28 protein-coding genes and 1 tRNA gene are annotated in these 25,579 nt (G+C 66.9%); 21 read left to right on the top strand and 8 right to left on the bottom strand.

Features of this window, described 5'->3' with window-relative positions; all coding sequences use genetic code 11:
* Positions 1-105: 105 nt before the first annotated feature.
* The 4 genes from truB to N7367_RS09445 all read left to right on the top strand — a co-directional run bounded on the left by truB (position 106) and on the right by N7367_RS09445 (position 5,406).
* Positions 106-1,014, top strand: coding sequence for a tRNA pseudouridine(55) synthase TruB (gene truB, locus N7367_RS09460; protein WP_065181858.1), 909 nt, complete (start codon positions 106-108; stop codon positions 1,012-1,014).
* A 172-nt stretch (positions 1,015-1,186) separates the two neighbouring features.
* Complete coding sequence (rpsO, locus tag N7367_RS09455) at positions 1,187-1,447, top strand: 30S ribosomal protein S15 (RefSeq protein ID WP_005417886.1); 261 nt, start codon at positions 1,187-1,189, stop codon at positions 1,445-1,447.
* Positions 1,448-1,598: 151 nt separating this feature from the next.
* Positions 1,599-3,707, top strand: a complete 2,109-nt coding sequence (pnp, locus tag N7367_RS09450) for a polyribonucleotide nucleotidyltransferase (RefSeq protein ID WP_053518678.1) — start codon at positions 1,599-1,601, stop codon at positions 3,705-3,707.
* A gap of 136 nt (positions 3,708-3,843) precedes the next feature.
* Positions 3,844-5,406 carry a winged helix-turn-helix domain-containing protein gene (locus N7367_RS09445; RefSeq protein ID WP_279942249.1) on the top strand — a complete coding sequence of 521 codons (1,563 nt, stop codon included), beginning with the start codon at positions 3,844-3,846 and terminating at the stop codon, positions 5,404-5,406.
* On the opposite strand, the gene N7367_RS09440 is transcribed toward N7367_RS09445, so the two are convergent.
* Entirely contained in the window at positions 5,375-6,421 is a 1,047-nt protein-coding gene (locus N7367_RS09440; RefSeq protein WP_231108689.1) for a serine hydrolase, read from the bottom strand. The two genes, N7367_RS09445 and N7367_RS09440, sit on opposite strands and share 32 nt — an antisense overlap.
* Before the next feature lie 260 nt (positions 6,422-6,681).
* On the opposite strand from N7367_RS09440, the gene N7367_RS09435 reads away from it, so the two are divergent.
* A complete protein-coding gene (locus N7367_RS09435; protein ID WP_279942248.1) occupies positions 6,682-7,872 on the top strand; it encodes a glycoside hydrolase family 18 protein in 1,191 nt (396 codons plus the stop codon).
* 37 nt (positions 7,873-7,909) lie between these two features.
* Here N7367_RS09435 and N7367_RS09430 read toward each other — a convergent pair whose 3' ends face one another.
* Genes N7367_RS09430 through N7367_RS09420 form a run of 3 tightly spaced genes read right to left on the bottom strand, consistent with a single transcriptional unit; the run spans position 7,910 to position 10,039 of the window.
* Positions 7,910-9,469 (bottom strand): PepSY-associated TM helix domain-containing protein, encoded by a 1,560-nt coding sequence (locus tag N7367_RS09430; protein ID WP_128988813.1) that lies wholly within the window; start codon positions 9,467-9,469, stop codon positions 7,910-7,912.
* A gap of 10 nt (positions 9,470-9,479) precedes the next feature.
* A complete protein-coding gene (locus tag N7367_RS09425; RefSeq protein ID WP_053518684.1) occupies positions 9,480-9,743 on the bottom strand; it encodes a hypothetical protein in 264 nt (87 codons plus the stop codon).
* Complete coding sequence (locus N7367_RS09420; protein WP_180876053.1) at positions 9,743-10,039, bottom strand: hypothetical protein; 297 nt, start codon at positions 10,037-10,039, stop codon at positions 9,743-9,745. The genes N7367_RS09425 and N7367_RS09420 overlap by 1 nt, the downstream gene beginning before the upstream one ends.
* A gap of 431 nt (positions 10,040-10,470) precedes the next feature.
* Here N7367_RS09420 and thrS point away from each other — a divergent pair, with 431 nt between their 5' ends.
* The 10 genes from thrS (at position 10,471) to N7367_RS09370 (ending at position 18,872) form a co-directional block, all read left to right on the top strand.
* A complete protein-coding gene (thrS, locus tag N7367_RS09415) occupies positions 10,471-12,372 on the top strand; it encodes a threonine--tRNA ligase (RefSeq protein ID WP_065175534.1) in 1,902 nt (633 codons plus the stop codon).
* Positions 12,373-12,436: 64 nt separating this feature from the next.
* Positions 12,437-12,964, top strand: coding sequence for a translation initiation factor IF-3 (infC, locus tag N7367_RS09410; protein ID WP_075076340.1), 528 nt, complete (start codon positions 12,437-12,439; stop codon positions 12,962-12,964).
* Between the two features lie 266 nt (positions 12,965-13,230).
* Positions 13,231-13,428, top strand: a complete 198-nt coding sequence (gene rpmI, locus N7367_RS09405; RefSeq protein ID WP_005410436.1) for a 50S ribosomal protein L35 — start codon at positions 13,231-13,233, stop codon at positions 13,426-13,428.
* A gap of 11 nt (positions 13,429-13,439) precedes the next feature.
* Positions 13,440-13,799: a 50S ribosomal protein L20 gene (gene rplT, locus N7367_RS09400; protein WP_005410435.1), complete on the top strand. Its 360-nt coding sequence runs from the start codon at positions 13,440-13,442 to the stop codon at positions 13,797-13,799.
* Positions 13,800-13,989: 190 nt separating this feature from the next.
* Complete coding sequence (locus N7367_RS09395) at positions 13,990-14,985, top strand: phenylalanine--tRNA ligase subunit alpha (protein ID WP_065181862.1); 996 nt, start codon at positions 13,990-13,992, stop codon at positions 14,983-14,985.
* A gap of 85 nt (positions 14,986-15,070) precedes the next feature.
* On the top strand, positions 15,071-17,452 hold the full coding sequence (pheT, locus tag N7367_RS09390) for a phenylalanine--tRNA ligase subunit beta (RefSeq protein WP_279942247.1): 2,382 nt from the start codon (positions 15,071-15,073) through the stop codon (positions 17,450-17,452).
* Between the two features lie 27 nt (positions 17,453-17,479).
* Positions 17,480-17,779 (top strand): integration host factor subunit alpha, encoded by a 300-nt coding sequence (locus N7367_RS09385; RefSeq protein WP_005410432.1) that lies wholly within the window; start codon positions 17,480-17,482, stop codon positions 17,777-17,779.
* Complete coding sequence (locus N7367_RS09380; protein ID WP_053518690.1) at positions 17,760-18,116, top strand: MerR family transcriptional regulator; 357 nt, start codon at positions 17,760-17,762, stop codon at positions 18,114-18,116. The genes N7367_RS09385 and N7367_RS09380 overlap by 20 nt, the downstream gene beginning before the upstream one ends.
* Positions 18,117-18,183: 67 nt before the next feature.
* Positions 18,184-18,260, top strand: a tRNA-Pro gene (locus tag N7367_RS09375).
* Between the two features lie 216 nt (positions 18,261-18,476).
* On the top strand, positions 18,477-18,872 hold the full coding sequence (locus tag N7367_RS09370) for a hypothetical protein (protein ID WP_065181907.1): 396 nt from the start codon (positions 18,477-18,479) through the stop codon (positions 18,870-18,872).
* Positions 18,873-18,891: 19 nt separating this feature from the next.
* Here N7367_RS09370 and N7367_RS09365 read toward each other — a convergent pair whose 3' ends face one another.
* Positions 18,892-19,587, bottom strand: a complete 696-nt coding sequence (locus tag N7367_RS09365) for an aspartate/glutamate racemase family protein (protein ID WP_053518692.1) — start codon at positions 19,585-19,587, stop codon at positions 18,892-18,894.
* Positions 19,588-19,694: 107 nt separating this feature from the next.
* Between N7367_RS09365 and N7367_RS09360 the strand changes: the two genes are divergently transcribed.
* From N7367_RS09360 to N7367_RS09350, 3 genes are all read left to right on the top strand, one after another.
* Positions 19,695-20,327, top strand: a complete 633-nt coding sequence (locus N7367_RS09360; protein ID WP_080375309.1) for a cation transporter — start codon at positions 19,695-19,697, stop codon at positions 20,325-20,327.
* Positions 20,328-20,424: 97 nt separating this feature from the next.
* Positions 20,425-21,066 carry a LysE family translocator gene (locus N7367_RS09355; RefSeq protein ID WP_065175529.1) on the top strand — a complete coding sequence of 214 codons (642 nt, stop codon included), beginning with the start codon at positions 20,425-20,427 and terminating at the stop codon, positions 21,064-21,066.
* 106 nt (positions 21,067-21,172) lie between these two features.
* Positions 21,173-21,346, top strand: coding sequence for a DUF1328 domain-containing protein (locus tag N7367_RS09350; RefSeq protein WP_006380555.1), 174 nt, complete (start codon positions 21,173-21,175; stop codon positions 21,344-21,346).
* A 57-nt stretch (positions 21,347-21,403) separates the two neighbouring features.
* On the opposite strand, the gene N7367_RS09345 is transcribed toward N7367_RS09350, so the two are convergent.
* Both N7367_RS09345 and N7367_RS09340 read right to left on the bottom strand, forming a co-directional pair.
* Positions 21,404-21,637 carry a DUF1653 domain-containing protein gene (locus tag N7367_RS09345; RefSeq protein WP_053518695.1) on the bottom strand — a complete coding sequence of 78 codons (234 nt, stop codon included), beginning with the start codon at positions 21,635-21,637 and terminating at the stop codon, positions 21,404-21,406.
* 11 nt (positions 21,638-21,648) lie between these two features.
* Entirely contained in the window at positions 21,649-21,924 is a 276-nt protein-coding gene (locus tag N7367_RS09340; protein ID WP_053518696.1) for a hypothetical protein, read from the bottom strand.
* 404 nt (positions 21,925-22,328) lie between these two features.
* On the opposite strand from N7367_RS09340, the gene N7367_RS09335 reads away from it, so the two are divergent.
* From N7367_RS09335 to N7367_RS09325, 3 genes are all read left to right on the top strand, one after another.
* Positions 22,329-22,535 carry a hypothetical protein gene (locus tag N7367_RS09335; protein WP_279942246.1) on the top strand — a complete coding sequence of 69 codons (207 nt, stop codon included), beginning with the start codon at positions 22,329-22,331 and terminating at the stop codon, positions 22,533-22,535.
* 132 nt (positions 22,536-22,667) lie between these two features.
* Positions 22,668-23,207, top strand: coding sequence for a DUF3011 domain-containing protein (locus N7367_RS09330; protein ID WP_111186452.1), 540 nt, complete (start codon positions 22,668-22,670; stop codon positions 23,205-23,207).
* Positions 23,208-23,376: 169 nt separating this feature from the next.
* A complete protein-coding gene (locus N7367_RS09325; RefSeq protein ID WP_053518700.1) occupies positions 23,377-23,580 on the top strand; it encodes a hypothetical protein in 204 nt (67 codons plus the stop codon).
* Between the two features lie 70 nt (positions 23,581-23,650).
* Here the strand turns inward: N7367_RS09325 and dxs are convergent, their stop codons facing one another.
* Positions 23,651-25,558, bottom strand: a complete 1,908-nt coding sequence (gene dxs, locus N7367_RS09320; protein WP_065175547.1) for a 1-deoxy-D-xylulose-5-phosphate synthase — start codon at positions 25,556-25,558, stop codon at positions 23,651-23,653.
* Between the last annotated feature and the right edge of the window lie 21 nt (positions 25,559-25,579).

The following is a 25,579-nucleotide window of genomic DNA, read 5'->3' as shown; positions in this document are numbered from 1 at the left end:
GACGCCGGGCATGCCCGGCGTTGCTGCATTCCGGCTGCGCGATGTCTGATGCAGGCCGCGCCGCGCGCTTGCCGGGCATGGTCCGGCGCTACACCCGTATCTGTCATGACCCGAATTCAGTTCCGCCGCCTGGACGGCATCCTGCTGCTCGACAAGTCGACCGGCATGAGCTCCAACGCTGCCCTGCAGGTGGCGCGCCGCCTGTTCCGTGCCGAGAAGGGCGGGCATACCGGCAGTCTCGACCCGCTGGCCACCGGCCTGCTGCCGTTGTGCTTCGGCGAGGCGACCAAGATCGCCGGCCTGCTGCTGGGCTCGGCCAAGGCCTATGACGCCGAGATCGTGCTCGGCCAGACCACCGACACCGATGACGCCGAAGGCGAGGTGCTGCTGCAGCGCCCGGTGCCGCAGATCACTGCTGACGTCCTGCAGGCCGCGCTGGCACCGCTGACCGGCAGCATCCGCCAGCGGGCCCCGATCTATTCAGCGCTGAAGCAGGGAGGCGAGCCGCTGTACGTGAAGGCCCGCCGCGGCGACGCCATCGAGGCGCCGGAGCGGCAGGTCCAGGTGCATGCCATCGAGGTCCTGGAACAGCAGCCCGAGCGGCTGCGCCTGCGCGTCACCTGTGGCTCGGGTACCTACATCCGCAGCCTGGCGCGTGATCTCGGCGAGGCGCTGGGCTGTGGTGCGCACATCAGCGCCCTGCGCCGGCTGTGGGTGGAGCCGTTCCGCGAGCCGGCGATGGTCACCCTGGACCAGCTGCGGGCCATGGTCGAAACGGGTGACCTGGCGGCCATGGATGCGCTGCTGCTGCCGCTGGCCGACGGTCTGGCCGGGTATCCGCGGGTCGAGCTGGACGCCGGCCAGACGCAACGGTTCTGCATGGGACAGCGGTTGCGCGATGCCGGCTGGCCGCGCGGTCTGGTGGCGGTGTTCGGTCCGGACGCCGCTGTCCAGGGCCTCGGTCAGGTCGATGACAGTGGCCTGCTTGCCCCGCAGCGCCGCTTCAACCTCTGAGCAGGGCGGGGCGGTTCAGCCCCGGTCCTTGTCCCCGGAGCCCCTGGCCGTTACAATTTCGCGGCCATTTTCTGGCAGCCTGCCCCGCGCAGGTTTCATCCCTGTAGTCCACGGCGAGCCTGGCGGTGCGCGAAGCGCGTTCCTGCCGGCCACGCATCACTGAGAAAAAGACATGTCGATCGACACCCAGAAGGTCATTGAAGACAACAAGCGCAGCGCCGCCGACACCGGCTCCCCGGAAGTCCAGGTGGCCCTGCTGACCGCCCGCATCGAACTGCTGACCGGCCACTTCAAGACCCACAAGAAGGATCACCACAGCCGCCGCGGCCTGCTGCAGATGGTCAACCGCCGTCGCAGCCTGCTCGACTACCTGAAGAAGAAGGACGTCGAGCGTTACAAGGCCCTGATCGAGAAGCTTGGCCTGCGTCGCTAAGCAACGAATCCCCCGCGGCGCAGCGATGCGCCGCGGTTTTGTTTTGTAGTACCGCAATCCCCGATTCAGGCCGGAACGATCCGGTCACCCGCTGGCGGCAAGGGTCGCCGACGGTCCAAATTCGCAGACAGCATCCCCAAGGACACCCTCCGTGGCAAAAATCACCAAAACCTTCCAGTACGGCAAGCACACCGTCACGCTTGAGACCGGCGAAGTCGCCCGTCAGGCCAGCGGCGCCGTCATCGTCAAGATGGACGACACCGTACTGCTGGTCACCGCCGTCGCCGCCAAGAGCGCGCGCGAAGGCCAGGACTTCTTCCCGCTGACCGTCGACTATCAGGAGAAGTTCTACGCCGGCGGCCGCATTCCGGGTGGTTTCTTCAAGCGCGAAGGCCGTGCGACCGAGAAGGAAACCCTGATCTCGCGTCTGATCGACCGTCCGATCCGTCCGCTGTTCCCGGAAGACTACAAGAACGAAGTGCAGATCATCGCCACGGTGATGTCGCTGAACCCGGACGTGGACGGTGACATTCCGGCCCTGATCGGTGCTTCGGCGGCCCTGGCTCTGGCCGGCACCCCGTTCATGGGTCCGATCGGCGCTGCCAAGGTCGGTTACAAGAACGGCGAGTACATCCTGAACCCGACCGTCAGTGAACTGGCTGACTCGCAGCTGGAACTGGTCGTTGCCGGTACCTCCAACGCCGTGCTGATGGTCGAATCCGAAGCCGCGCTGCTGTCGGAAGAAGTGATGCTGGGCGCCGTGACCTTCGGTCACCGCGAAATGCAGAAGGTCATCAACGCGATCAACGAGCTGACCGTCGAAGCCGGCACCAAGCCGTCGACCTGGGAAGCCCCGGCCAAGAACGAAGCGCTGATCGCCGCCCTGAAGGAAGCCATCGGCCCGCGCCTGGGCGAAGCCTTCCAGGTGCGTGACAAGCTGCAGCGTCGCGACGCCATCTCGGCGATCAAGAAGGACGTGGTCGAAGCCCTGGCCGGCCGCGTGGCTGCCGAAGGCTGGAACCCGGCCGAGCTGTCGAAGGAATTCGGCGAACTGGAATACCGCACCATGCGCGACTCGGTGCTGGACACCAAGGTCCGCATCGACGGCCGTGCGCTGGATACCGTCCGCCCGATCTCCGTGAAGACCGGCGTGCTGCCGCGTACCCACGGCTCCTCGCTGTTCACCCGCGGCGAAACCCAGGCCATCGTGACCATCACCCTGGGCACCGCCCGCGACGGTCAGGTCATCGATGCCGTTGCCGGTGAGTACAAGGAAAACTTCCTGTTCCACTACAACTTCCCTCCGTTCTCGGTGGGTGAGTGCGGCCGCATGATGGGTCCGAAGCGCCGCGAGATCGGCCACGGTCGCCTGGCCAAGCGCGGCGTGCTGGCTGTCATGCCGTCGCTGGAAGCCTTCCCGTACACCATCCGCGTCGTCTCGGAAATCACCGAGTCGAACGGTTCCTCGTCGATGGCCTCGGTCTGCGGTTCGTCGCTGGCCCTGATGGACGCCGGCGTGCCGGTGAAGGCCCCGGTGGCGGGTATCGCCATGGGTCTGGTCAAGGAAGGCGACCGCTTCGTCGTCCTGTCCGACATCCTGGGTGACGAAGATCACCTGGGCGACATGGACTTCAAGGTGGCCGGTACCGCTGAGGGCATCTCTGCCCTGCAGATGGACATCAAGATCGAAGGCATCACCGAAGAGATCATGAAGCAGGCGCTGCAGCAGGCCAAGGCTGGCCGTCTGCACATCCTGGGCGAAATGGCCCACGGCCTGACCGCTCCGCGTTCGGAACTGTCCGACTACGCGCCGCGCCTGCTGACCATCAAGATCCACCCGGACAAGATCCGCGAAGTGATCGGCAAGGGTGGCTCGACCATCCAGGCCATCACCAAGGAAACCGGCACCCAGATCGACATCCAGGATGACGGCACCATCGTCATTGCGTCGGTCAACGCGATCGCTGCCCAGGCCGCCAAGGCCCGCATCGAGCAGATCACCTCGGACGTCGAGCCGGGCCGCATCTACGAAGGCAAGGTCGCCAAGATCATGGACTTCGGTGCGTTCGTCACCATCCTGCCGGGCAAGGACGGCCTGGTCCACGTCTCGCAGATCTCCAGCGAGCGCGTCGAGAAGGTCGGCGACAAGCTGAAGGAAGGCGATGTGGTCAAGGTCAAGGTGCTGGAAGTCGACAAGCAGGGCCGTATCCGTCTGTCGATGAAGGCCGTGGAAGAAGGCGAGGGCGCCAGCGCCGAATGATCGACCCACGGTCGATCACGGCAGGTGTCAACCCGGGTTGAGCACCGCCGCTGACATCGCTGGAATGAGAAAGCGGGCTTCGGCCCGCTTTTTCTTTGTCCGGCATCCTGAGCGGGCTTGCCGCTATGCTGTTGTCATGGACCTCCTGCGCCTGCTCGACCTGGACATCGACCGCCCGGCGCAGCGCGTGAGCCGGGCCGGTGAGGCCCTGCCCATCAGTGGCCTGAGCTGGACCCTGTTCGACGTGCTGCTTGCACACGGCACCCGTGTGGTGGATTTCGACACGTTGGCGGCCCAGGTCTGGGCACCTGCGGTGGTTGGTGAGGATGCGGTCAGTCAGCGGGTGAAACTGCTGCGGCAGGCACTCGGCGATGACAGCCGTCGGCCGCGCTACATCCGTTCGGTGCGCGGGCGCGGCTATCAGCTGTGCGCCGCACCGATACCGATGGCACCGCCGCCAGTGATCGGATCGTCACGAGGGCGCTGGTGGTGGGCTGCAGCGCTGGTGGCGGTGGGCGGGTTGGCGGTGGCGGTGCTGGCGTGGCCGGACCAGGCTCCGCCCGCCGCAGCGACGTCCCTGCTGCAGCGCGCGGACTATTACGCCGGCATCGGCCAGGCGAGCAACAACGAACGCGCGATCGCCCTCTACCGCCAGGCACTCCAGGTCGATCCAGAATCCAGCGCGGCCCGGCGTGGGCTGGCACGTGCATTGTCGGCGCAGGGATGCCTGTTCAACGGTTCTCCGCAGCAGATGCGCGAAGCGCTGGCGCTGGCCAACTCCGAACGTGCACGGGCGCCGCATGACGGTGCTACGTACGCCCTGCGCGGGTATGCGCATGATTGCCTTGGGCGGATGGACGATGCGGTAGCCGACTACGCGCGCGCGATCCAGCTCGATCCTGCGGACGAGCGCACCCGCGCATCGCTGGCCTACCTGCAGCAGGAGCAGGGCCGCCTGTCGCTGGCGCTGCGCGCCAACCTCGCACTCAAGGCACCCGAACGCATCCGCTTCCGTGATGTGCAGGTGGCGCGCGAAATGGAACTGCTCGGTTTCACCCAGGCGGCAGCGCAGCGCCATGCGCGCAACTTCCAGCTTTACCCGGACAACGTGTTCGCCAACATCGCGTGGCCGCGCAGCCTGTACGTTGCCGGGGCCGCCGGGCGCGCCCGGGAGGAGCTGGCCATCGCATTGACGCGTGGCACACCACACCCCCAGCTGCTGCGCCTACAGGGAGAACTGGCATTGCTGGCCGGTGACACCGCGGCGGCGGCCGAGGCGTTCGCGACGGCGCACCGGCTGCGGCCGCAGCAATCGTTGGGAGAGACGCTGGCGGGCCTGTACGGATCGACGGCCATCGATCCGGCATGGGCACGTGCGCGATTGCAGCGCCTGCCGGCGGGGAGTGGTGATGGTTGGGCCGATGCTGCGCTCGAGCGGGCTCTGCTGTTGCAGTCGGTGGGTGATGCGAAGGCCGCCGTGGCCGCGCTGCACCAGGCGGTGGACGATGGCTTCCGCGATGCGGCATGGCTGCGTGCCACGCCGCTGTATGCTCCGCTGCGCAGCGCGCCGGAGTGGGAGCCGCTGCTGGCGCGTATCGATGCGGATGTCGCCAGGCAGCGCGCGCAGGTCCTCGCCGCCGCATGGCGACCCTCCGATCTGTCCGGTCTCAGCGCAGTGCCGGAAGCAGGAACTCAGTGAGAATCCGCCGCGACTGCGGATGGGCGAAGCTGCGGTTGTAGGCTTGGCTGGTGACGACGGCCACGGCATTCCTGTCAGGAATCAGGAAGACATAATTGCCGCCGTTGCCGGACATCGCCCACACGGTCCGCTGCCTGCCCTGCACCGTCAGCTGCAGGCCCCACCATTGGTAGCCGTACTCGCTGCCATCGCCAGTGCGGGCCTGTGGCTGGATCATTGCAGCGATGAAATCGCGGGGAACCAGTTGCCGGCCATTGCCGCGCCCCTGATCCAGCACCAGCTGCCCCAGCCGCGCCAGGTCGCGGCTGCGGTAGCGCGTGCCGCCGCCTCCCATTCCGATGCCCTCCGGTGAACGGTTCCAGTGGCTCTCGGTGATGCCCAGCGGACGCTCCAGTGCCCGGGCGGCATAGTCCGACAGTGGCATGCCGGTGGCCCTCTCGAGCACGGCGCCGAGCACGAACGAGTCGGCCGTACAGTACGCGAAGGAACGGCCATGAGGGCTGTCCTCCGGTCGCTGCATCCAGGGCGCGAAGCCCTTCACAGGCAGGGACAGGGCAAAGTCCAGCCAGCGCTCGCTCACGTACATGCGCTCTTCGTGGCCGCTCGAGAACGGGTTCTCGTCGTCGCATTCCCACAGGCTGCTCATGGTCAGCAGATCCTGCAGGGTGATGGCGCGCAGGCGCGGGTCGACGACGTGGCGCGCGGTGAATCCGGGGAAGTAGTCGTAGACCCGGGCCTGCACGCCCGGCAGCGCCCCCTCGCCGATGGCGGCGCCGATCAGCAGTGCGGTCACGCTTTTGCTGGCCGAGCGCACATCGTGCAGGGTGCCCGCGTCCGCGCCGTTGAAGTAGCCCTCGTAGACGACGTTGCCGTCGACCTGCAGCAGCACGCTGCGGATCTGCTTGAGGTCATCGCGGGCGATGGCCTGCTCCAGGGCGGGCAGGCGGACGGAGGCAGGCGTTGCGGCGCCGGTGGTGTGGGGTATGAATGCCAGCAGCACAAGGAGGAAGGACATCAACGGACGCATGGTCGGGCTCCATCGGAAAGGAGACTGGATTGAGCCCGGTCCTTCGCTGAAGTGCTGGAAGCGTGTCTGAAGAATTCTGAAGGGTCAGTACCGGCGACGGCAGCGCGCTGTCCTGCCGTGGGGCGTCAGGGACATGCCGATGTCATCCTGCGGGCGTCCGTGCCTGTCCAGTGGACGACATTCGATGAAGCCGCGCCGGGGCGTGATCGGTTTGCTACCGTGGCTGCGCCTTCGAACCGGGAGATCCCATGTTCCGCCAGACCCTGGCCGTCCTTGCCGTACTCGTCACCGCTGCCGTGCCCGGCGCAGTGCACGCTGCGCCGGCGCAGTCGCCGATCTTCGGCGCCTACTACCCCGGTGGCTCGGCCGGGCGCTATCCGGTTTCGAGCATTCCAGCCGAGCGCCTGACGCATCTGTTCTACGCGTTCTCCACCATCGAAGACGGCCGATGCGTGATCGGTGCGGACGCATCGAAGAACGTTGCCGAGCTGGCTGACCTGAAAAAAGCGCATCCGCATCTGCGCACGCTGATCTCGATCGGCGGCTGGGGCGCCGGTGGGTTCTCCGATGCCGCGCTGACCGAAGCCAGCCGCAGGCGCCTGGTCGACTCCTGCATGACGCTGTTCTTCGAGCGGCACGCAGGCAGCTTCGATGGCGTGGACATCGACTGGGAGTTCCCGGTCAGTGGCGGCCCGAAGGAACTGGCGCATCGTCCGCAGGACCGGGCCAACATGACGCGCCTGGCGCAGGCGTTCCGTACCGCGCTCGATACGTACGGGCACAGGGCAGGGCAGCCGATGCTGCTGACCGCCGCGCTGGCCGCTGGCCGGCTGCAGACCGATGGCCCCTATGATCCCGCCGCCAGCTATGACCTGCCTGCGCTGGCCCGGATACTCGATTTCATCAACCTGATGAGCTACGACATGGGTACCGGTTTCTCGGCCGTGTCGACCTTCAACGCGCCGTTGCATGAAGTGCCGGCCGACCCGCTGGCGCCGGAACTGCGGCGCTGGAACAACGTGGCCGGTGCGGTGCGGTACTACCGCGAACATGGCGTGCCGGCGGACAAACTGGTGCTGGGCGTGCCGTTCTACGGGCGCGGCTTCAAGGTGACCGGGGAGACTGCCGACGGCCTGTACCAGGCTTACAGTGCGCCGGCCGATGCCGGCGACTGGCGGGTGATCAAGGCGCGTTACCTCGATCAGCCGGGCTGGACCAGGCACTGGCACCCGCAGGCGCAGAGCCCGTGGTTGTACAACCCGCGGGAGAACGTCTTCATCAGCTATGAAGACCCGCGTTCGATCGGCCTGCGGGCGCAGTTCGCCCGCGAACAGGGGCTGGCCGGTGTCTTCATGTGGGAGCTGACCGGCGACGATGAACAGGCCAGCCTGCTCAACGCGATGCTGGCGCCCTGGCACAAGGCCCGCGTGGGCGATTGAAGGCGCCGCGCTCCGCCGGCATGGCCCGGCGGGGCGGTCAGTCGGCCCAGACGCTGTTGGGGTCGCCGTTGCGCGCCCGGCGTTGGCTGGCCAGCGCCAGGCGCGCAAAGCCGAAGGCCATCGCCAGGGCGACGGCGTCGATCCAGAACAGCGGCCAGTGCCCGGCAGCGGCGGCACGCCACAGCCAGTCACCGTTCAATGCACCATGCAGGACCGGCACCAGCGCGGTCGCGGCCGCAGCGGCCCACAGCAGTTCCCGGGCAGCCTGTGCGGGCCTGCGCAGGAATGCCCACAGCGCGCACGCGGCCCAGCTGCTGAAACAGGCCCAACGGATGCCCGGGTCGACCGCCGCGGGTGCTGCGCGTTCGAGCACCAGCGCCACCACGAACGCCAACGAGATCGCCACGCACAGGCCGATGCAGACACCGACGGTGGCACGCGCCATGTTGACGGCCGCACGCGACTGCTCGGGCTGGCGTCGCTTGCGTCGCGATTCGATCCACAGCAGGTTGCCGGAATAGAACAGGAAGGCGCCGCCGAGCCCCATCAGGAAGTACAACCAGACCACCACGCCGTTGCCGAACTCACCGAAATGAAGCGCATAGGCGGCGCTCAGCGTAGCGTGATTGGCATCGCGCTGGCCCGGCAGCTGCGTGGCCAGCACGTCGCCGGTGGCCACGTCCAGGGCGACCGCGCCCAGTGGGCCCAGCGTGCCGGTGGATTCGCCGGTGATCTCGATGGTGGCCTTGGCGTCGCCACCATTGGCCAGTTTCAGATAGGCCGGTTCGAAGTTGGCCACGCCCTGTGCGCGGGCCACTTCCAGGGCGCGCGCATGCAGGACCTGCAGGCTGCCCGGCGGTGCCGGAACGCCGCTGGCCTCGCGCACCGGAGCGGTATCCATCGCGGTCGGCACGGCCTGCAGCAGTTTGCCATCGAAGATCAGCGGATTGAGCAGTGCCATCTGTACGAACGCCAGGCAGAGCAGGGCGCCGGTAACGGCGAACATCAGATGGAAGGGCAGACTGAGCACGCCGATCACGTTGTGCGCATCCTGCCACTGCTGCTTGAGGTTGCGGCCCGGGCGCAACGCGAACAGGTCACCCAGCAGTTTCGGCAGGTGGATCACCAGGCCGCTGAGCAGGGCCATGCCGTACAGCAGGCTGACGATGCCCATCACATACACGCCGGCCACCGGCAGGCCCAGGCTGTAATGCAGCTCGTTGACCAGTTCGGCCAGACCGGTCTGCGGCGGCGTCGGGCTGCCGGCGGTGTGTCCCGGCCACGCATAGCGCCAGCTGCCGTCATCGGTCTGCCAGTAGGCCAGCGGCTGCGGATGGTCGGTGCCGGGGAAGGTCATGCCGACATGGCGGCGTGCCTCCGCGTGGGCTGCCAGCACGTCCTCGAGCAGGTGCTGTGCGTCATCCAGGTCCGCGGGCAATGCCGTCGCCGCGCCCGGCGTCTGCCACAACGGCAGGTCATGGTGGAAGAGCGTCAGGGCGCCTGCATAGAAGGCCACGAACAGGCCGAAGCCGGCGACCAGGCCGACCCAGGTGTGCAGGGTGGTGAACGTGCGCAGCGTCTGCGAGGAGAACTTCATGGGGACGGTCTCATTGCACCGCACCGGCCAGGCGCAGCAGGCCGAGCACGGCAAAGCCGGCGCCAGCACTGCCGGCCAGGGCCAGCCAGGCGTGCGCGGCGCGGCGGAAGCTGAACGCCCAGAGGGCGGCCAGCATCCACAGCGGGATGAAGGCGATCAGGGCCGGTACCAGGGCGTGCTGCCATGGGCCGGGCGGCAGCCAGGCCACCAGTCCGGTGGCGGCCGCGGCCAGCAGGAAGCCGGCGAAGATGCCGGCGAGGGCGCGGGCCCACATCAGCGCGGCTCCGTACCTGGGCGGTGCCAGGCGGCGACGGCCGGCAGCAGCATCGCCGCCAGCATCCAGGTGCACAGCATCGCCACCAGCCCGGCGGCGAAGCCCAGTTCGGCCATCCACAGCCACAGTGCGGCCGCAGCGGCAACCAGGCCGATCTGTCGGCCAAGCCGGCCAGCCCGGCGCAGGCGCGGCCAGCGGCAATGCGGCGAGGCGGCATAGAAGGCCGTCGCCGAGAACATCGCAGACAGCACGCCCAGGCTGCAGAAGCCGAGCGTGGAAAGGCCGACAGTGATCATTGCCGGCAGCCTGCGCGGCGCGAGGGCGGCGAACGCGGGACACGGGCGGGGCCGGCGTTCGCCGGTCGGAGCGGGTGGCGCATCACGAGGTCCTGGGGGAAAGCGGGCAGGCTGGCACGGGGCGGGCTGCCTGGATATGGTAATCATTGCGATTTCAGGCTGCCAGCGACGGCCATTCAGGGGCGCGACGGGGAGTGCTTGGGCTTTCCCGCGCACTGGTCTAAAATCGCAGTCATTATCCTGACTGGAACAAGGTGGCCCGCGCCCAGCGCCGGCCGAGCGTGCGACATGAGCACTACCACCGCCCACGGTTGACCTGCCCCCGAAGGCCCTGCGTTCCAGGCGCCCTCGCGGCGCTTTTTTATTGCCCGGGCGCCTGCCCGGAGCCGCTTTCCAGCCCGCAGCGCGGGCCCCCGCACGAAGCCACTGCGATGATCAACATTACCCTTCCCGACGGCAGCCGCCGCGAGTTCGAAAACCCCGTCAGCGTCATGGACGTCGCCCAGTCGATCGGTGCCGGCCTGGCCAAGGCGACCATCGCCGGCTCGGTCGATGGCGTGCTGGTCGATGCCAGCGACGTCATCGATCACGATGCCAGCCTGCGCATCATCACCGCCAAGGACGAGGAGGGCGTGGAGATCATCCGCCACTCCTGCGCTCACCTGGTCGGCCATGCCGTCAAGCAGCTGTACCCGGACGTGAAGATGGTCATCGGCCCGGTCATCGCCGAGGGCTTCTACTACGACATCTACTCCGAGCGCCCGTTCACCCCGGACGACATGGCCGCGATCGAGAAGCGCATGGGTGAACTGATCGCCCAGGACTACGACGTCATCAAGAAGATGACGCCGCGCGCGGAAGTGATCGAGATCTTCAAGGCGCGTGGCGAGGACTACAAGCTGCGCCTGATCGAGGACATGTCCGACGACATCCAGGCCATGGGCATGTACTACCACCAGGAGTATGTGGACATGTGCCGTGGCCCGCACGTGCCGAACACGCGCTTCCTGAAGGCCTTCAAGCTGACCCGCATTTCCGGTGCGTACTGGCGTGGTGACGCGCAGAACGAGCAGCTGCAGCGCATCTACGGCACCGCCTGGGCCGACAAGAAGCAGCTCGATGCCTACATCAAGCGCATCGAGGAAGCCGAAATGCGCGACCACCGCCGCATCGGCAAGCAGCAGGACCTGTTCCACCTGCAGGAAGAGGCGCCGGGCCTGGTGTTCTGGCACCCCAAGGGCTGGGCGTTGTGGCAGGTGGTCGAGCAGTACATGCGCAAGGTCTATCGCAACAGCGGCTATGGCGAAGTGCGCTGCCCCCAGATCCTGGACGTGAGCCTGTGGAAGAAGTCCGGTCACTGGGACAACTATCAGGACAACATGTTCTTCACCGAGTCGGAGAAGCGCACCTACGCGGTCAAGCCGATGAACTGCCCGGGCCACGTCCAGGTGTTCAACCAGGGCCTGCACAGCTACCGCGACCTGCCGATCCGCTACGGTGAGTTCGGTTCCTGCCACCGCAACGAGCCCTCCGGCGCACTGCACGGCATCCTGCGCGTGCGCGGCTTCACCCAGGACGACGGCCATGTGTTCTGCACCGAGGCGCAGATCGAGTCGGAAGTGACCGCCTTCCACCAGCAGGCGCTGGCGGTCTACCGGCACTTCGGCTTCGAGGAGATCCAGATCAAGATCGCGCTGCGGCCGGAATCGCGGCTGGGCGATGACGCCACCTGGGACAAGGCCGAGGGCGCACTGCGCTCGGCGCTGGCCAGCTGCGGCGTGGAGTGGCAGGAACTGCCGGGCGAGGGCGCCTTCTACGGCCCGAAGATCGAGTACCACCTGAAGGACGCCATCGGCCGTACCTGGCAGCTGGGCACGATGCAGGTCGACTTCATGATGCCCGGCCGCCTGGGCGCCGAGTACGTGGACGAGAACAGCCAGAAGAAGCACCCGGTCATGCTGCACCGGGCGATCGTCGGCTCCATGGAGCGTTTCATCGGCATCCTGATCGAGCACCATGCCGGCCAGTTCCCGGCCTGGCTGGCGCCGACCCAGGTGGTGGTGGCCAACATTACCGACGCCCAGGCCGACTACGTCTCGGGCGTGACCAAAACCCTTGCGGAGCAAGGCTTCCGCGTCAGCTCGGATTTGCGTAACGAGAAGATCGGCTATAAAATCCGCGAGCATACGTTGCAGCGCGTGCCCTACCTGCTGGTCATTGGTGACCGCGAGAAGGAAAATGGGGCTGTGGCGGTGCGTACGCGTTCTGGCGAAGACCTGGGCAGCATGAGCCTGCAGGCCTTCATCGAGCGGCTCCAGGCCGAGGGCGCGTAAGCAAAGGTCCGGTCCGGGGGGCACAGGCACCCGGACCGGTTCGATACCCTTGGGAGAACGTAATATCAGCACCCCTGACAACAAACAGAACCGCAAGAATCAGGAAATCCGTGTGCCGCGCGTCCGCGTGATCGGCAGTGACGGAGAAATGATCGGCGTGTTGTCGCGCGACGAAGCGCTGTCCATGGCCGAAGATGAAGGCCTGGACCTGGTCGAAATCCAGCCGCAGGCCGATCCGCCGGTCTGCAAGATCATGGACTTCGGCAAGTTCAAGTTCGAAGCGCAGAAGAAGGCCAGCGAGGCCAAGAAGAAGACCAAGCAGGTCGAGATCAAGGAAGTGAAGTTCCGTCCGGTCACGGACGAGGGCGACTACCAGATCAAGCTGCGCAAGATGCGCGGGTTCCTTGAAGAAGGCGACAAGATCAAGGTCAACATCCGTTTCCGTGGCCGTGAAATGAGCCACCAGGAACTGGGTCGCGAAATGGCCAACCGGATCGAGACCGATCTGGGCGAGGACATCGTCATTGAATCCCGTCCGCGCCTGGAAGGGCGTCAGATGGTCATGATGATCGCGCCGAAGAAGAAGACCTGAGGCCTGACGGGCCGCCTTCCGGGGCGCCTGGCTGAATGGTTCAGGGTAAGGGGACGCCACTGGCGTCCCTTTGCTTTTGCAGGATGCCGGTGAAATGCCGGCGCAAGGGGTGCTGGGGCTGGTGGCAGGGCGGTTTTGCCTGTATCATGCCCGGCTCGACCCACCCAGGACGGGTCGTACGCCGATCATGGCAGGACGGAAAGAGCGGCCCAGGCCGCCGCCAGATCAGTCAGAAACCAGGGTCAAATCCCATCAAGGACATTGCAATGCCCAAGATCAAGACCAACCGGGCAGCGGCCAAGCGTTTCCGCAAGACCGCCTCGGGCAAGTACAAGTGCGGCCACGCCAACCGTAGCCACATCCTCACGAAGAAAGCGACCAAGCGTAAGCGTAATCTGCGTCAGACGGGCCATGTCCGTGCAGAAGACGCAGGCCGTCTGGACCGCATGCTCCCTTACCTCTGAGGAACTGAAAAATGGCACGAGTTAAGCGTGGCGTACAGGCGCGTCGCCGCCACAAGAAGATTCTGGATCTCGCCAAGGGCTATTACAACGCCCGCCGCAAGGTCTTCCGCGTCGCCAAGCAGGCGGTCATCAAGGCACAGCAGTACGCCTACATCGGCCGTAAGCAGAAGAAGCGCAACTTCCGTTCGCTGTGGATCACCCGCATCAATGCGGCTGCCCGCATCAATGGTCTGAGCTACAGCCGCTTCATGAACGGCCTGCTGAAGGCCGGCATCACCCTGGACCGTAAGGTCCTGGCTGACATCGCCGTGCACGACGCAGCCGGCTTTGCCGCGCTGGCCGAAAAGGCCAAGGGCGCGCTGGCGGCATAAGTCCTTCCCGATGCCGTTGCCGTTCATCCGGAACGGTGTCAGGTCAAGGCAATGCATGGGGAAGGGCGCAAGTCCTTCCCCATTCTTTTTTGGGTCCCGGCGTGGCCACGGCGACGCGGGGACGGCGGTGGCGACAGGGGTCGGCCCTTCGCCTGCCGCGATGGCAGATCGACTGGAGTTCCGGCCCCCCATGAGCGACATCCAATCCCTCACCACCCAGGCGCTGGCCGAGGTGGCCGCTGCACAGAGCCCCGACGTGCTGGAGCAACTGCGCGTGGCCCTGCTCGGCAAGAGCGGCAGCATCACTGCGCAGCTCAAGCAGCTCGGCGCCCTGCCGGCCGACGAGCGCAAGGCCGCCGGTGAAGCGATCAACCAGGCCCGCGACGCACTGACCCGCGCGCTGGGCGAGCGCAAGGCGCTGCTGGAGGATGCGGCACTGGATGCGCGCCTGGCCGCCGAAGCCATCGACATCACCCTGCCGGGCCGCAATGGCGAACGCGCCGGCCTGCACCCGATCACCCGTACCCTGGAGCGCATCACCGGCATCTTCGGCCGACTGGGCTACGAGTTGTCGGAAGGGCCGGAGATCGAGGATGACTGGCACAACTTCGAGGCGCTGAATTTCCCGCCGCACCACCCGGCGCGCGCCATGCATGACACCTTCTACTTCGGTGACGGCCGCCTGCTGCGCACTCATACCTCCGGTGTGCAGGTGCGCTACATGGGCGACCATGCGCCGCCGTTGCGCATGATCGCCGCCGGCAAGGTGTACCGCAGCGACAGCGACCAGACCCATTCGCCGATGTTCCATCAGGTGGAAGGCCTGCTGGTGGACGAGCACTCGACCTTCGCCGACCTGAAGGGCACGCTTGCCGAATTCGTCCGTGCCTTCTTCGAGCGCGACTTCGAGATGCGCTTCCGTCCCAGCTACTTCCCGTTCGTCGAGCCCGGTGCGGAAGTGGACATCGCCTGGCAGCAGCCCGATGGCAGCACCCGCTGGCTGGAAGTGCTCGGCTGCGGCATGGTCCATCCGAACGTGCTGCGCAGCGTCGGCATCGATCCTGAGCGCTACACCGGTTTCGCCTTCGGCATGGGCGTGGAGCGTTTCGCGATGCTGCGCTACGGCGTCAACGATCTGCGCGCGTTCTTCGAGAACGATGTGCGCTTCCTGAAGCAGTTCGCGTAACGCATTCGGCAACGCCGGGCCCAGCCTGGCGGACTCAAACATTCGACGGCCCAGGCGCCTGCGCCGGGTCCACCAGGGTGACAACATGAAATTCTCCGAAAACTGGCTGCGCAGCCACGTCCCCACCCGCGCGTCGCGCGATGAGCTGAGTGCGGTGCTGACCGCGATCGGCCTGGAAGTGGAAGACGTGACCGCGTTGGGCGAGGGCCTGCAGCACGTGGTGGTGGCGCGCATCGTCGAGGCCGTGCGCCATCCCGAAGCGGACCGCCTGCAGGTCTGCCGGGTCGATGCCGGGCAGGGCGAGCTGCTGCAGATCGTCTGCGGCGCACCGAACGCACGTCCGGGCCTGTTCGCGCCGCTGGCGATGGTCGGTGCGCAGATCGGCGAACTGAAGATCAAGCCGGCCAAGCTGCGGGGTGTCGAGTCCAACGGCATGCTGTGCTCGGCGAAGGAGCTGGGCCTGGACAACGATGCTTCCGGCCTGCTGGAACTGCCCGCGGATGCCCCGGCCGGCCAGACCCTGGTCGACTACCTGGGCCTGCCCGATGCCAGCATCGAGATCAAGCTGACCCCGAACCGTGCCGACTGTTTCAGCGTGCGCGGCATCGCCTACGACGTGGCGGCCGCCACCCGCAGCCAGGTGCTGGACTTCGCTGCAGCACCGGTCGCCGCCGTCGGCAGCCGAGAGCTGTCGATCCGGCTCGACGCCGGCGCCGAGGCGCCGCGTTACCTGGGGCGCGTCATCGAGGGCCTGAACCCTGCGGCGAAGACCCCGCTGTGGATGGCCGAGCGCCTGCGCCGCAGTGGCGTGCGTCCGGTGTCGCTGCTGGTCGACATCACCCAGTACGTGATGCTGGAACTGGGTCAGCCGATGCATGCCTATGACCTGGGCACCCTGCAGGGCAGCATCGCCGTGCGACGCGCACGCGCAGGCGAGAACCTGAAGCTGCTCGATGGCCGCGATGCCGTGCTGGACGACAGTTTCCTGGTCGTGACCGATGCTGATCGCGCGGTGGGCCTGGCGGGTCTGATGGGGGGCTTCGACTCCCGTGTGACCGACGCGACCACCAGCGTGTTCCTGGAGGCTGCGCACTTCGCGCCGGCAGCGATCATGGGCCGTGGCCGCAAGCTGGGCCTGCACACCGATGCCGGCCACCGCTTCGAGCGCGGCGTCGATCCGGCGCTGCCGCGCACCGCCATCGAGTACGCCACCCGCCTGGTGCTGGACCTGGCCGGCGGCACCCCGGCACCGGTCACCGAGGCCGTGCGCGAGGCTGACCTGCCCCGGCCGGCCACCATCGCGCTGCGCCGCGCGCGCATTACCCGCGTGCTCGGCATCACCATCGAGGATGCCGAAGTGGAGCGCATCCTGCGCGCGCTGGGCATGGAGGTGGTCGCCACGGCGGACGGCTGGCAGGTCACCGCACCGAGCCGCCGTTTCGATATCGCCATCGAAGAGGACCTGATCGAAGAGCTGGCCCGCATCCATGGCTACGAGCAGATTCCCACCACCCTGCCGGGCGGTGCCGCGCGCGTGGCGATGCCGAGCGAGACCCGGCTCGACACCCTCAGCGTGCGTCGCCAGCTGATCGCGCGCGACCTGCAGGAAACCCTCAATTTCGCCTTCGTCGACGATGCGCTGCTGACCCAGTGGCAACTGCGCGACGATCTGGTGCCGCTGGCCAATCCACTGTCGGCCGAACTGGCGGTGATGCGCCCGTCGCTGCTGCCGGGCCTGGTGGCCACGCTGGGCCGCAATGCCGCGCGCCAGCTGGGCCGGGTGCGCCTGTTCGAGATCGGCCGCGTGTTCGCCCGCCAGGCCGGGGAGGGCCAGCCGGCGCCGCTGGAAACTCCGCGTGTTGCTGCCGCGGTGTGCGGCGATGCGCAGGCGGTGCAGTGGGGACTGCCTTCCCGCAAGGTCGATTTCCATGACCTGAAGGGTGATCTGGAGTCCCTGGCTGCTGCCAGTGGTGCCTCGCTGGAGTTCCGCCCGTCGAGCCGTGCGCATGGCCACCCGGCGCGCTCGGCCGAGGTGTTCCGCGACGGCGTTGCGATCGGCTGGATCGGCCAGATCCACCCGCGCCTGGCCAAGGCGATGGACATCGAGGCCGATGTCTACGCCTTCGAGCTGGACCTGGAGCCGCTGTCGGCGCGCCGCCTGCCGCGTGCCGGCGAGCTGTCGCGCTTCCCGGCGGTGCGACGCGACCTGGCGTTCCTGGTGCCGGAGCAGGTGGCCTGGAGCGATCTGGCCGCGACGGTCCGCCAGGCCGCCGGCCCGCTCCTGCGCGAGCTGAACCTGTTCGACCGCTATGTGGGCCAGGGGGTCGAGCCGGGATTCAAGAGTCTCGCTATGGGCTTGATTTTGCAGGACAAGTCGCGCACTCTGACGGACCGCGACGTGGATGCGGTGGTGGCCGAGGCGGTCACCGCCATCGAGCGTGAACACCACGCCCGGATCCGCGGCTGAGCGGGCAGCACTCGGGGGTAGCAGGCAATGGCATTGACCAAGGCGGAGATGGCGGAAAAGCTGTTCGACGAAGTCGGTCTGAACAAGCGTGAAGCCAAGGAATTCGTCGACGCGTTTTTCGATGTGCTGCGTGAAGCATTGGAACAGGGACGTCAGGTGAAGCTGTCGGGCTTCGGCAATTTCGACCTGCGGCGCAAGAACCAGCGTCCGGGCCGCAATCCGAAGACCGGCGAGGAAATTCCGATTTCCGCCCGTACGGTGGTCACCTTCCGTCCGGGCCAGAAGCTCAAGGAAAGGGTGGAAGCTTATGCTGGATCCGGGCAGTAACCGCGAACTACCGCCGATCCCGGCCAAGCGCTACTTCACCATCGGTGAGGTGAGCGAGCTGTGCGACGTCAAGCCGCACGTGCTGCGCTACTGGGAAACCGAGTTTCCCAGCCTTGAGCCGGCCAAGCGCCGCGGCAACCGCCGCTACTACCAGCGCCATGACGTGCTGATGGTGCGGCAGATCCGCAGCCTGCTGTACGAACAGGGCTACACGATCGGCGGTGCCCGCCTGCGTCTGGAGGGCCCCGATGCCCGCGAGGAATCGGCGCTGAGCAACCAGATCATCAAGCAGGTGCGGATGGAGCTGGAAGAAGTGCTGCAATTGCTTCGCCGGTGACCCAAATCCCGCGTGATCCGCTATACTTCACGCCCCGCCGCACTGGCGGGAACATCGCAGCATCAGTCGGGGCGTAGCGCAGCCTGGTAGCGCATCTGCCTGGGGGGCAGAGGGTCGTCGGTTCGAATCCGGCCGTCCCGACCACTGTGATGGAACAGAAGGCCCGCGCAGCGATGCGTGGGCTTTTTTGTGGGTGAACCGATGGGCGATGCGGCCGCGTACGCCGGCCCATGCGTGACCGACATCCCGTATCATCGCTGCACATCCGATCGCATCGGTTTCTCCTTCCGTCTCTCTTCCGCGTCCGCTGGCGCAGCATGTGGCTGCGGTCATGGGCGTGCAGCGGGTCCGTGGAGGTGGATGCGCGGACCACGACGACCACAGGGGGTTGCGTTGATCAGCAGTACCGTCATTCATCGCTCGGCTGAGGCAGGTGCCGCCGAGGTGCAGGTCCTGGACACCACGTTCAAGGGCAAGCACGTCTTTGTCAGCTGGGGCCTGCGTGGGCCCGAGTTGACCCGCAGTGCCGACCCGGCCGCAACGGTGGCCGCGCGCCGCGCATTGCAGACCGTTTCCCGGCACAACGAGGGGCCGCGCAGCCCCGAGGTGTTCATCGCCAACCAGTCGGCGGTGGCGATCACGGTCTATCGCTTGTTGACCGAGGCCCGGTCCGGCGATGCGATCTTCTTTCTGTGCGACTCGCAGGCGGTGGTGGATTGGCTGGTCACGGCGCTGGAAGTGCAGGGGGCGGAGTGATCGCGTCCATGCCGGCCGTCTATCCCGCCAGCGCGGCGTCAACCGCTGCCTGGGCGTGCAGGCTGGTGGTGTCGAACAGCGGCACCGCACTGTCCTGCGGACGTACCAGCAGCATGATTTCGGTACAGCCGAGAATGATCGCTTCGGCACCACGCGCCACCAGCCGCGCGATCACGTCTGCGTAGACCTGTCGCGAGCGCTCGCTGACCACGCCGGCGATCAGCTCCTGGTAGATGATGTCGTGGACCTGCTGGCGATCTTCGGCGTCGGGTACCAGCACTTCCAGCCCGAAGCGACCGGCCAGGCGTCCCCGGTAGAAGTCCTGTTCCATTGTGAAAGCAGTACCGAGCAGGCCCACCCTGCGCCAACCGGCCGCCACGATGGCGGTGGCGGTCGGGTCGGCGATGTGCAGCAGCGGCAGCGGGCAGGCTGCTTCGATCTGTGCGGTCAGCGCGTGCATCGTGTTGGTGCAGATCAGCAGTACATCGGCGCCGCCCGCCTGCAACCGCTCTGCCGCATCCACCATGTGCCGCGCAAGCGCATCCCAGTCGCCGTCGTGCTGCAACTGCTTGATCGGAGCGAAATCCACCGACCACATCAGCAGCTGCGCCGAGTGCGCGGCCCCCAGGCGACGGCGCACCTCTTCGTTGATGAGGCGGTAGTACTGCGCCGAACTCTCCCAGCTCATGCCGCCGATCAGGCCCAGGGTCTTCATGTGCCGCTCCAGGTGGGGAGGCGCCATTGCAGCACAGGCGGGCGGCGATGTCGCCGCGACCGCTGACAGGCGCGATAATGCGGCCATCGATGATCGAGGGCAGGGTGATGGGCGAATGCTGTGGCTGCGGCAGGACGATGGACCTGGCGGCGATGCAGGCGCGTCACCGCCGCGTGCTGCGGATCGTGCTGCTGGTCAACCTTGCCACGTTCGCGATGATGGTGCTGGCCGCCTGGTACAGCCATTCTTCGTCACTGCTGTCCGGTGCGCTGGATAATCTGGGCGACGCGGCCACCTATGCGCTCAGCCTCGCGGTGGTGGGTGCGGGCATCGTCGCCAAGGCACGTGTGGCGCTGTTCAAGGGGCTGCTGATCCTTGCCGCAGCGGTGGCCGTGGCGGTGCAGATCGGTTGGCGCCTGCTGCATCCGGAGGTGCCGCTGTTCGCCAGCATGGGCTTGGCCGCCCTGCTCAATCTGGCAGCCAATGCACTGTGCCTGTGGCTGCTCACACCCTATCGCAACGATGACGTCAACCTGGCGTCCGCCTGGGAGTGCTCGCGCAACGATCTGTACGAGGGCTCGGCGGTGCTGCTGGCTGCAGGGCTGGTGGCGCTGTTCGGTGCGGGCTGGCCCGATCTGCTGGTGGCGGCCGCACTGCTGGTGCTGTTTCTGCGGTCGGCGATGCGCGTGCTGGGTACGGCGTGGTCGGAGCTGCGCGCGGCACGGCAGGTTCATGCGTGAGTGGCCGCCTGTAACCGTCGCATCGGCATCGCGCTGTATGTGACGTCGCGGTGAGCCACCGCCTATGCTGGGACGGTTCTCTTTCGTGGATGGCCGAATGTCCCTGCAGACCTGGTGGTGGTTCCTGGCTACGGTGTTCGTGCTGTGTGGCACCCCTGGACCGAACATGCTGCATATCCTCGGACGCAGCGTCGGCCTGGGATTCCGCGCCAGCCTCCCGGCCATGGCCGGCTGCCTGCTGGCCATGCTGGCGGTACTGGCGGCCTCCGCCGCCGGGTTGAGCGCACTGCTGCACTCCTCACCCATGCTGTTTGAAGTGCTGCGCTATCTGGGCGTGGCCTACCTGGCCTGGCTGGGCCTGAAAGCGTGGCGCGACAGCAGCCGGCCGGCAGCGCCGGTGGACGTTGAGGCCCCGGCGACGGTGCTGCCAGCGGACGGAGCCTGGGCGGTATTCCGCGGCGGCCTGCTGGTGGGCCTGAGCAATCCCAAGCTGCTGCTGTTCGCCACGGCGTTCCTGCCGCAGTTCGTCGATCCCGCGCGGGGTCAGGCCGTGCAGTACAGCGTCCTGGTGGCAACCTTCGCCAGCTGCGAGCTGTTCTGGTACGTGATGTATGCCGCCGGTGGCCATGGCCTGCGCCGTTGGCTCGGCCGGCCGTTCGCCCGGCGCTGGTTCGAGCGGCTGGTGGGCAGCGTGTTCCTGGCGTTCGCGGTGGCCCTGCTGCGCTTCCGGCCCCGTTGATCCGTATGCGGCTTCACGCCGCACGCGCGGCTCCCTCACGAGGCTGGCATCGGCTGCGGCCTAGGCTGATCGCACTGTTTTCAGTCCCTGTGGGGAAAGGATCGACATGATCAAGTGGGCCATCATCTTCGCCATCATCGGTGTGATCGCCGGCGTGCTCGGCTTCGGCGGAATCGCGGGTGCCGCGGTGGGTATCGCCAAGTTCCTGTTCTGGGCCGGCATCATCATTGCCGTGGTGCTGTTCCTGCTGGGCATGACCGTCGCGAAGAAGGTCAGCTAGCGGCTGCCTGCGTGGCAGCGCGCGCAGGCGTGCGCTGCCACGCGAGACGCGCAGTCTTCAGTCTTCGATACGTGCGAAACGAGGCTGTGGGCCAAGTGCGCCCGGTACCTGTTCTACGAACATGGCGTACGGTCGCACCCACAATCCGCCTTCGCCATACAGTGCGCGGTACAGCACCATCGGCTGCAGGGTCTCGCTGCTGCGCACGATGTCGATCACTTCATACTCGCCGCCCTTGAAATGGCGATAGCGGCCGCGCGCAAGCGTGGGCAGGGGACTGAGCGCCGTCATGGAGGCGGCACTCATCTGCGCGCCGGCTGTGCCGGCATCGCGCAGTAGGCGTCGATCGCCTCGGCGGTGTTGGCCAGGCCCTGCGCCTGGGCCAGTTCCCAGGGGCGCTCGCAGCGCTGGCTGCGCTCGCACCACTGGTAGCCAGCCGAGCCGATGCAGCCATGGGCATCGCGATCACCGCCGACTACGGGTGCGGAAGTGGCTGCCGCTTCGCGCACGGGCGTCTGTTGCGGTGCCGCGCAGGCGGCCAGGGCCAGCAGCATCGGCGCCAGCATGAGGGCTTTCATCGAGGACACTCCGTGGCCTAAACCACCAGTGTGCGGCGGGCCAGCAGCAGCGGCAAGCACTCAACTCATCGACGCGCGGATCAGTTCCTCGATCAGGACCAGGTAGCAGGCTGCGAAGTAGAACTTCAGCAGCGTCGAGCGCTGCGGCGGTTGGAAGGTGCGCATGTGGAAGGGGCCCCTGTTGGTGACGATAGTGTGAAGCCAAGCTGACTTCGTGACAAGAATCACGAAAGTCATGGGGTGAACGGGCTCAGGGATGTGACGAAGCGCGAATTCCGATCCGCCGGCGGGGATTTTTCGGACAAATCTGATAGGCCCTGCCTGAAGCGCTCGCTAGCCTGAACAGGTATCGGCGCTCTCACCTCATCCCGGCGCCGCGTCCATTCCCTCCGTTGGAGTCGATCATGGTGTTTACCGTCCACTGCAATGCCCAGCACTGGTTCGTGCTGGACCCCGAGGCGCGCACCACCGCCTCGTTCGCCCGCGGCGCCGACGCGTTCGATGTCGCCACCGAACTGGCCCAGGAACATCACCGCCGCACGGGCCAGCACTGCATCGTGCGTGTGGAGGCACTGGGGGGTGCCGTAGATGTACTGCGGATCGGTACCTAGCGGCCGACCCTGCGGCGCAGTCAGCCGCGGTTGAGCTGTTTGAATGGGGAAAGAACCGACGGTACGTTGCCCTCTGTGCGCCGCGCCGCGAATCCCGGATGCTTGCCGCCACGCATTCATCTGGAGATCTCGATGGGCAACGCACTCACCTGGCGCACCCTGGCCTGCGCACTGCTGCCGATGCTGGCCGCCGCCGGGGGCGCGCAGGCGCAGAACTATGGTTATGACGACGATCGCCATGGCGGCCGCGACGGCAGCGGCATCGTGCGATGCGAATCGGTCAAGAACCGCAGCAATGAGTGCCGCCTTGAAGGGCGGCCCCGGCTGATCCGCCAGTTGTCCGGCTCGCCGTGCGTGGAGGGCGAGACCTGGGGCCAGTCACGCTCCGGCGTGTGGGTGACCCGGGGCTGCCGGGCCGAGTTCGTCGGCGAGTCGCGTCGTGGCGGCGGCTGGGGTGGTGGATGGGGCAACGGCAATGGCCGCGGTGGCGAAGTCATCGCCTGTCATTCCAACGGCCATCGACAGGAATACTGTGACACCCGCGTCCGCCGCAGCGTACGCCTGATCCGGCAGGACTCCCGCAGTGCCTGTATCGAGGGCCGGACCTGGGGCTGGGACCGCCGCGGCATCTGGGTCAGTGATGGTTGCCGCGCCCAGTTCCAGGTGAACTGATCCTTCTGGCCATCTGCGTCAAAATCAGAAAAATCTGATATTGCTCACAGTTTGAACGCCGTATCGTCTGCGATCAGGGCACGGGTGGCCTGATCGCATCGGCAATCCGTGCCGGCACTGATGCACGCCTTCCGCCTTCATCGATACGCTGCCTCAAGGAGTGAGCTGCATGTTGATCCGCCTTCAGTGCGAACAGCGCCAATGGCGCGTTCTGCACCCGGATAGACCGGAGCCGATCGAGTTCCGCGACGGCGCCCGGGCCTTTGATTTCGCCCAGGCCCTGGCCAGGCTGCACTTCGTGGACACCGGGCAGCGCGCCGCCGTGCGCGTGGAAGCCAGCGGCGCGTTCGTGGAAGCGATCAGCTACGGTTGAACAGGGACCGCGCGTCGTTCCGCAGCAGGCGCGGGGAAACCGGGCGCCTGCCCGGTTCCACCCGGAACGGTCAGCCTGCCGCGCTCAGCGGCGGAGTGGTGGCAGCCAGCTGCGGCCAGCGCTTGAGCACGGCCGCGCGGATCCCGGCGGCATCGATGCCGGCTTCAGCCAGCAGGTCCTCGCGGCTGGCATGATGCTGGTAGGCATCGGGCAGGCCGAGATGCAGGATCGGTCGCAGCACCGCTTCGGCGTTGAGCAGCTCGGCCACGCCGGAACCGGCGCCACCGGCCACCACGTTGTCTTCGATGGTCACCAGGCCTTCGTGCTGGGCGGCCATTGCCAGCACCAGGTCGCGGTCCAGCGGCTTGATGAAGCGCATGTTGACCACGCTCAGGCCCAACTCGCGGCCGACCTGTTCGGCGGCGGCAACGGTACTGCCGAACGCCAGCAGGGCGATGTGGCTGCCCTGCACGCGCAGCTCGCCCTTGCCGATCGGCAGCGTGGACAGGTCGCTGCCGGCGGCGACGCCGGTACCGCTGCCACGCGGATAACGCACCGCAGCCGGACCGGCGTACTGCAGGCCGGTGCTGAGCATCTGCCTGCACTCTGCCTCGTTCGACGGGGCCATCACCACCATGTTCGGCACGCAGCGCAGGAAGCTCAGGTCGAGGTTGCCGGCATGGGTCGCTCCATCCGGTCCGACCACACCGGCGCGATCAATCGCGAACAGCACGTCGAGGTCCTGGATGGCCACGTCATGCACCAGCTGGTCGTACGCGCGCTGCAGGAAGGTGGAATAGATCGCCACCACCGGCTTGCCGCCCTGGGTGGCCATGCCGGCGGCCAGGGTGACCGCGTGCTGCTCGGCGATCGCCACGTCGAAGTAGCGCTGCGGGTATTCCCTGCTGAAGCGCACCAGGCCGGAGCCTTCGCGCATCGCCGGGGTGATGCCGTACAGGCGTGGCTCCGCGGCGGCAGCGTCGCACAGCCAGTCGCCGAACACGTCGGTGTAGGTCGGCTTCTTGGCGCCGGTCTTGGCCACCAGGCCCTTGTCGGGATCGAACGGGCCCACTGCGTGATAACCGATCTGGTCGCCTTCGGCAGGCTCGTAGCCCTTGCCCTTGGTGGTCATCACGTGCAGCAGCTTGGGGCCCTTGGAGGCGCGCAGCGTCTTCAGCGTGGACAGCAGGGCGGGCAGGTCATGGCCGTCGATCGGGCCGGTGTAGTGGAAGCCCATCTCCTCGAACATCGTGGAGGGCACGAACATGCCTTTCCAGTGCTCTTCCCAGCGCTTCACGAAGCGCGCCGGATTGTTCTTCTTGTCGCCCAGGATCTTCTTGCCGCCTTCGCGCAGTGCATTGAGCGTGCGGCTGCCGGTGGCGCGGCCGAGCATCTTGGTCAGCCCGCCGACGGCCTCGGAGATCGACATGTTATTGTCGTTGAGGATCACCAGCAGATTCGGCTCCGGCTCCATGCCGCCCGCGTGCATCAGCGCCTCGAAGGCCATGCCGGCGGTCATCGCGCCGTCACCGATCACTGCCACGATCTTGCGGTCGTCGCCCTGTGACTGGCGGGCGATGGCCATGCCCAGTGCGGCGGAGATCGAGGTCGAGGAGTGACCGACCCCAAAGGTGTCGAACTCGCTTTCCTCGCGCTTGGGGAACGGCGCCACGCCGTCCTTCTGCTTGACGGTGTGGATCTCGTCACGGCGGCCGGTGAGGATCTTGTGCGGGTAGGTCTGATGGCCCACATCCCAGACCAGCTGGTCATGCGGGGTCTGGTACAGGTAGTGAAGGGCGACGGTGAGTTCGATCACGCCCAGGCCGGCGGCGAAATGTCCGCCGCTCTTGCCCACCGATTCGATGAGGTAGGCGCGCAGTTCGTCGGCGACCGCCCTCAGCTCGGATTCGTCGAACGTGCGCAGGTCATCCGGCGTCTGGATGTGCGCGAGGCGGGGATAGCGGGCAGAGTCGATCATCATGTTCGCACGTGTTCTGAA

It is taken from the genome of Stenotrophomonas sp. GD04145 (genome assembly GCF_029835135.1).
GTDB classification, from domain to species: domain Bacteria; phylum Pseudomonadota; class Gammaproteobacteria; order Xanthomonadales; family Xanthomonadaceae; genus Stenotrophomonas; species Stenotrophomonas maltophilia_P.
Note: the sequence above shows the minus strand (reverse complement) of the source record. Positions and strands in the feature narration are given on the sequence as shown.

Excerpts from the sequence above, each read along its gene's own strand:
- N7367_RS09355 (WP_065175529.1), top strand. The coding sequence starts at position 20,425 with ATGTCCCTGCAGACCTGGTGGTGGTTCCTGGCTACGGTGTTCGTGCTG.
- N7367_RS09420 (WP_180876053.1), bottom strand. The coding sequence starts at position 10,039 with ATGATCACTGTCGGCCTTTCCACGCTCGGCTTCTGCAGCCTGGGCGTG.
- N7367_RS09445 (WP_279942249.1), top strand. The coding sequence starts at position 3,844 with ATGGACCTCCTGCGCCTGCTCGACCTGGACATCGACCGCCCGGCGCAG.
- N7367_RS09395 (WP_065181862.1), top strand. The coding sequence starts at position 13,990 with ATGAGCGACATCCAATCCCTCACCACCCAGGCGCTGGCCGAGGTGGCC.
- N7367_RS09435 (WP_279942248.1), top strand. The coding sequence starts at position 6,682 with ATGTTCCGCCAGACCCTGGCCGTCCTTGCCGTACTCGTCACCGCTGCC.
- rpsO (WP_005417886.1), top strand. The coding sequence starts at position 1,187 with ATGTCGATCGACACCCAGAAGGTCATTGAAGACAACAAGCGCAGCGCC.
- N7367_RS09385 (WP_005410432.1), top strand. The coding sequence starts at position 17,480 with ATGGCATTGACCAAGGCGGAGATGGCGGAAAAGCTGTTCGACGAAGTC.
- N7367_RS09380 (WP_053518690.1), top strand. The coding sequence starts at position 17,760 with ATGCTGGATCCGGGCAGTAACCGCGAACTACCGCCGATCCCGGCCAAG.
- pheT (WP_279942247.1), top strand. The coding sequence starts at position 15,071 with ATGAAATTCTCCGAAAACTGGCTGCGCAGCCACGTCCCCACCCGCGCG.
- N7367_RS09360 (WP_080375309.1), top strand. The coding sequence starts at position 19,695 with ATGGGCGAATGCTGTGGCTGCGGCAGGACGATGGACCTGGCGGCGATG.
- N7367_RS09330 (WP_111186452.1), top strand. The coding sequence starts at position 22,668 with ATGGGCAACGCACTCACCTGGCGCACCCTGGCCTGCGCACTGCTGCCG.
- N7367_RS09335 (WP_279942246.1), top strand. The coding sequence starts at position 22,329 with ATGGTGTTTACCGTCCACTGCAATGCCCAGCACTGGTTCGTGCTGGAC.
- thrS (WP_065175534.1), top strand. The coding sequence starts at position 10,471 with ATGATCAACATTACCCTTCCCGACGGCAGCCGCCGCGAGTTCGAAAAC.
- dxs (WP_065175547.1), bottom strand. The coding sequence starts at position 25,558 with ATGATCGACTCTGCCCGCTATCCCCGCCTCGCGCACATCCAGACGCCG.
- N7367_RS09430 (WP_128988813.1), bottom strand. The coding sequence starts at position 9,469 with ATGAAGTTCTCCTCGCAGACGCTGCGCACGTTCACCACCCTGCACACC.
- N7367_RS09325 (WP_053518700.1), top strand. The coding sequence starts at position 23,377 with ATGTTGATCCGCCTTCAGTGCGAACAGCGCCAATGGCGCGTTCTGCAC.
- rpmI (WP_005410436.1), top strand. The coding sequence starts at position 13,231 with ATGCCCAAGATCAAGACCAACCGGGCAGCGGCCAAGCGTTTCCGCAAG.
- N7367_RS09340 (WP_053518696.1), bottom strand. The coding sequence starts at position 21,924 with ATGAAAGCCCTCATGCTGGCGCCGATGCTGCTGGCCCTGGCCGCCTGC.
- rplT (WP_005410435.1), top strand. The coding sequence starts at position 13,440 with ATGGCACGAGTTAAGCGTGGCGTACAGGCGCGTCGCCGCCACAAGAAG.
- N7367_RS09350 (WP_006380555.1), top strand. The coding sequence starts at position 21,173 with ATGATCAAGTGGGCCATCATCTTCGCCATCATCGGTGTGATCGCCGGC.
- N7367_RS09440 (WP_231108689.1), bottom strand. The coding sequence starts at position 6,421 with ATGTCCTTCCTCCTTGTGCTGCTGGCATTCATACCCCACACCACCGGC.
- truB (WP_065181858.1), top strand. The coding sequence starts at position 106 with ATGACCCGAATTCAGTTCCGCCGCCTGGACGGCATCCTGCTGCTCGAC.
- N7367_RS09365 (WP_053518692.1), bottom strand. The coding sequence starts at position 19,587 with ATGAAGACCCTGGGCCTGATCGGCGGCATGAGCTGGGAGAGTTCGGCG.
- N7367_RS09345 (WP_053518695.1), bottom strand. The coding sequence starts at position 21,637 with ATGACGGCGCTCAGTCCCCTGCCCACGCTTGCGCGCGGCCGCTATCGC.
- N7367_RS09370 (WP_065181907.1), top strand. The coding sequence starts at position 18,477 with ATGCGCGGACCACGACGACCACAGGGGGTTGCGTTGATCAGCAGTACC.
- N7367_RS09425 (WP_053518684.1), bottom strand. The coding sequence starts at position 9,743 with ATGTGGGCCCGCGCCCTCGCCGGCATCTTCGCCGGCTTCCTGCTGGCC.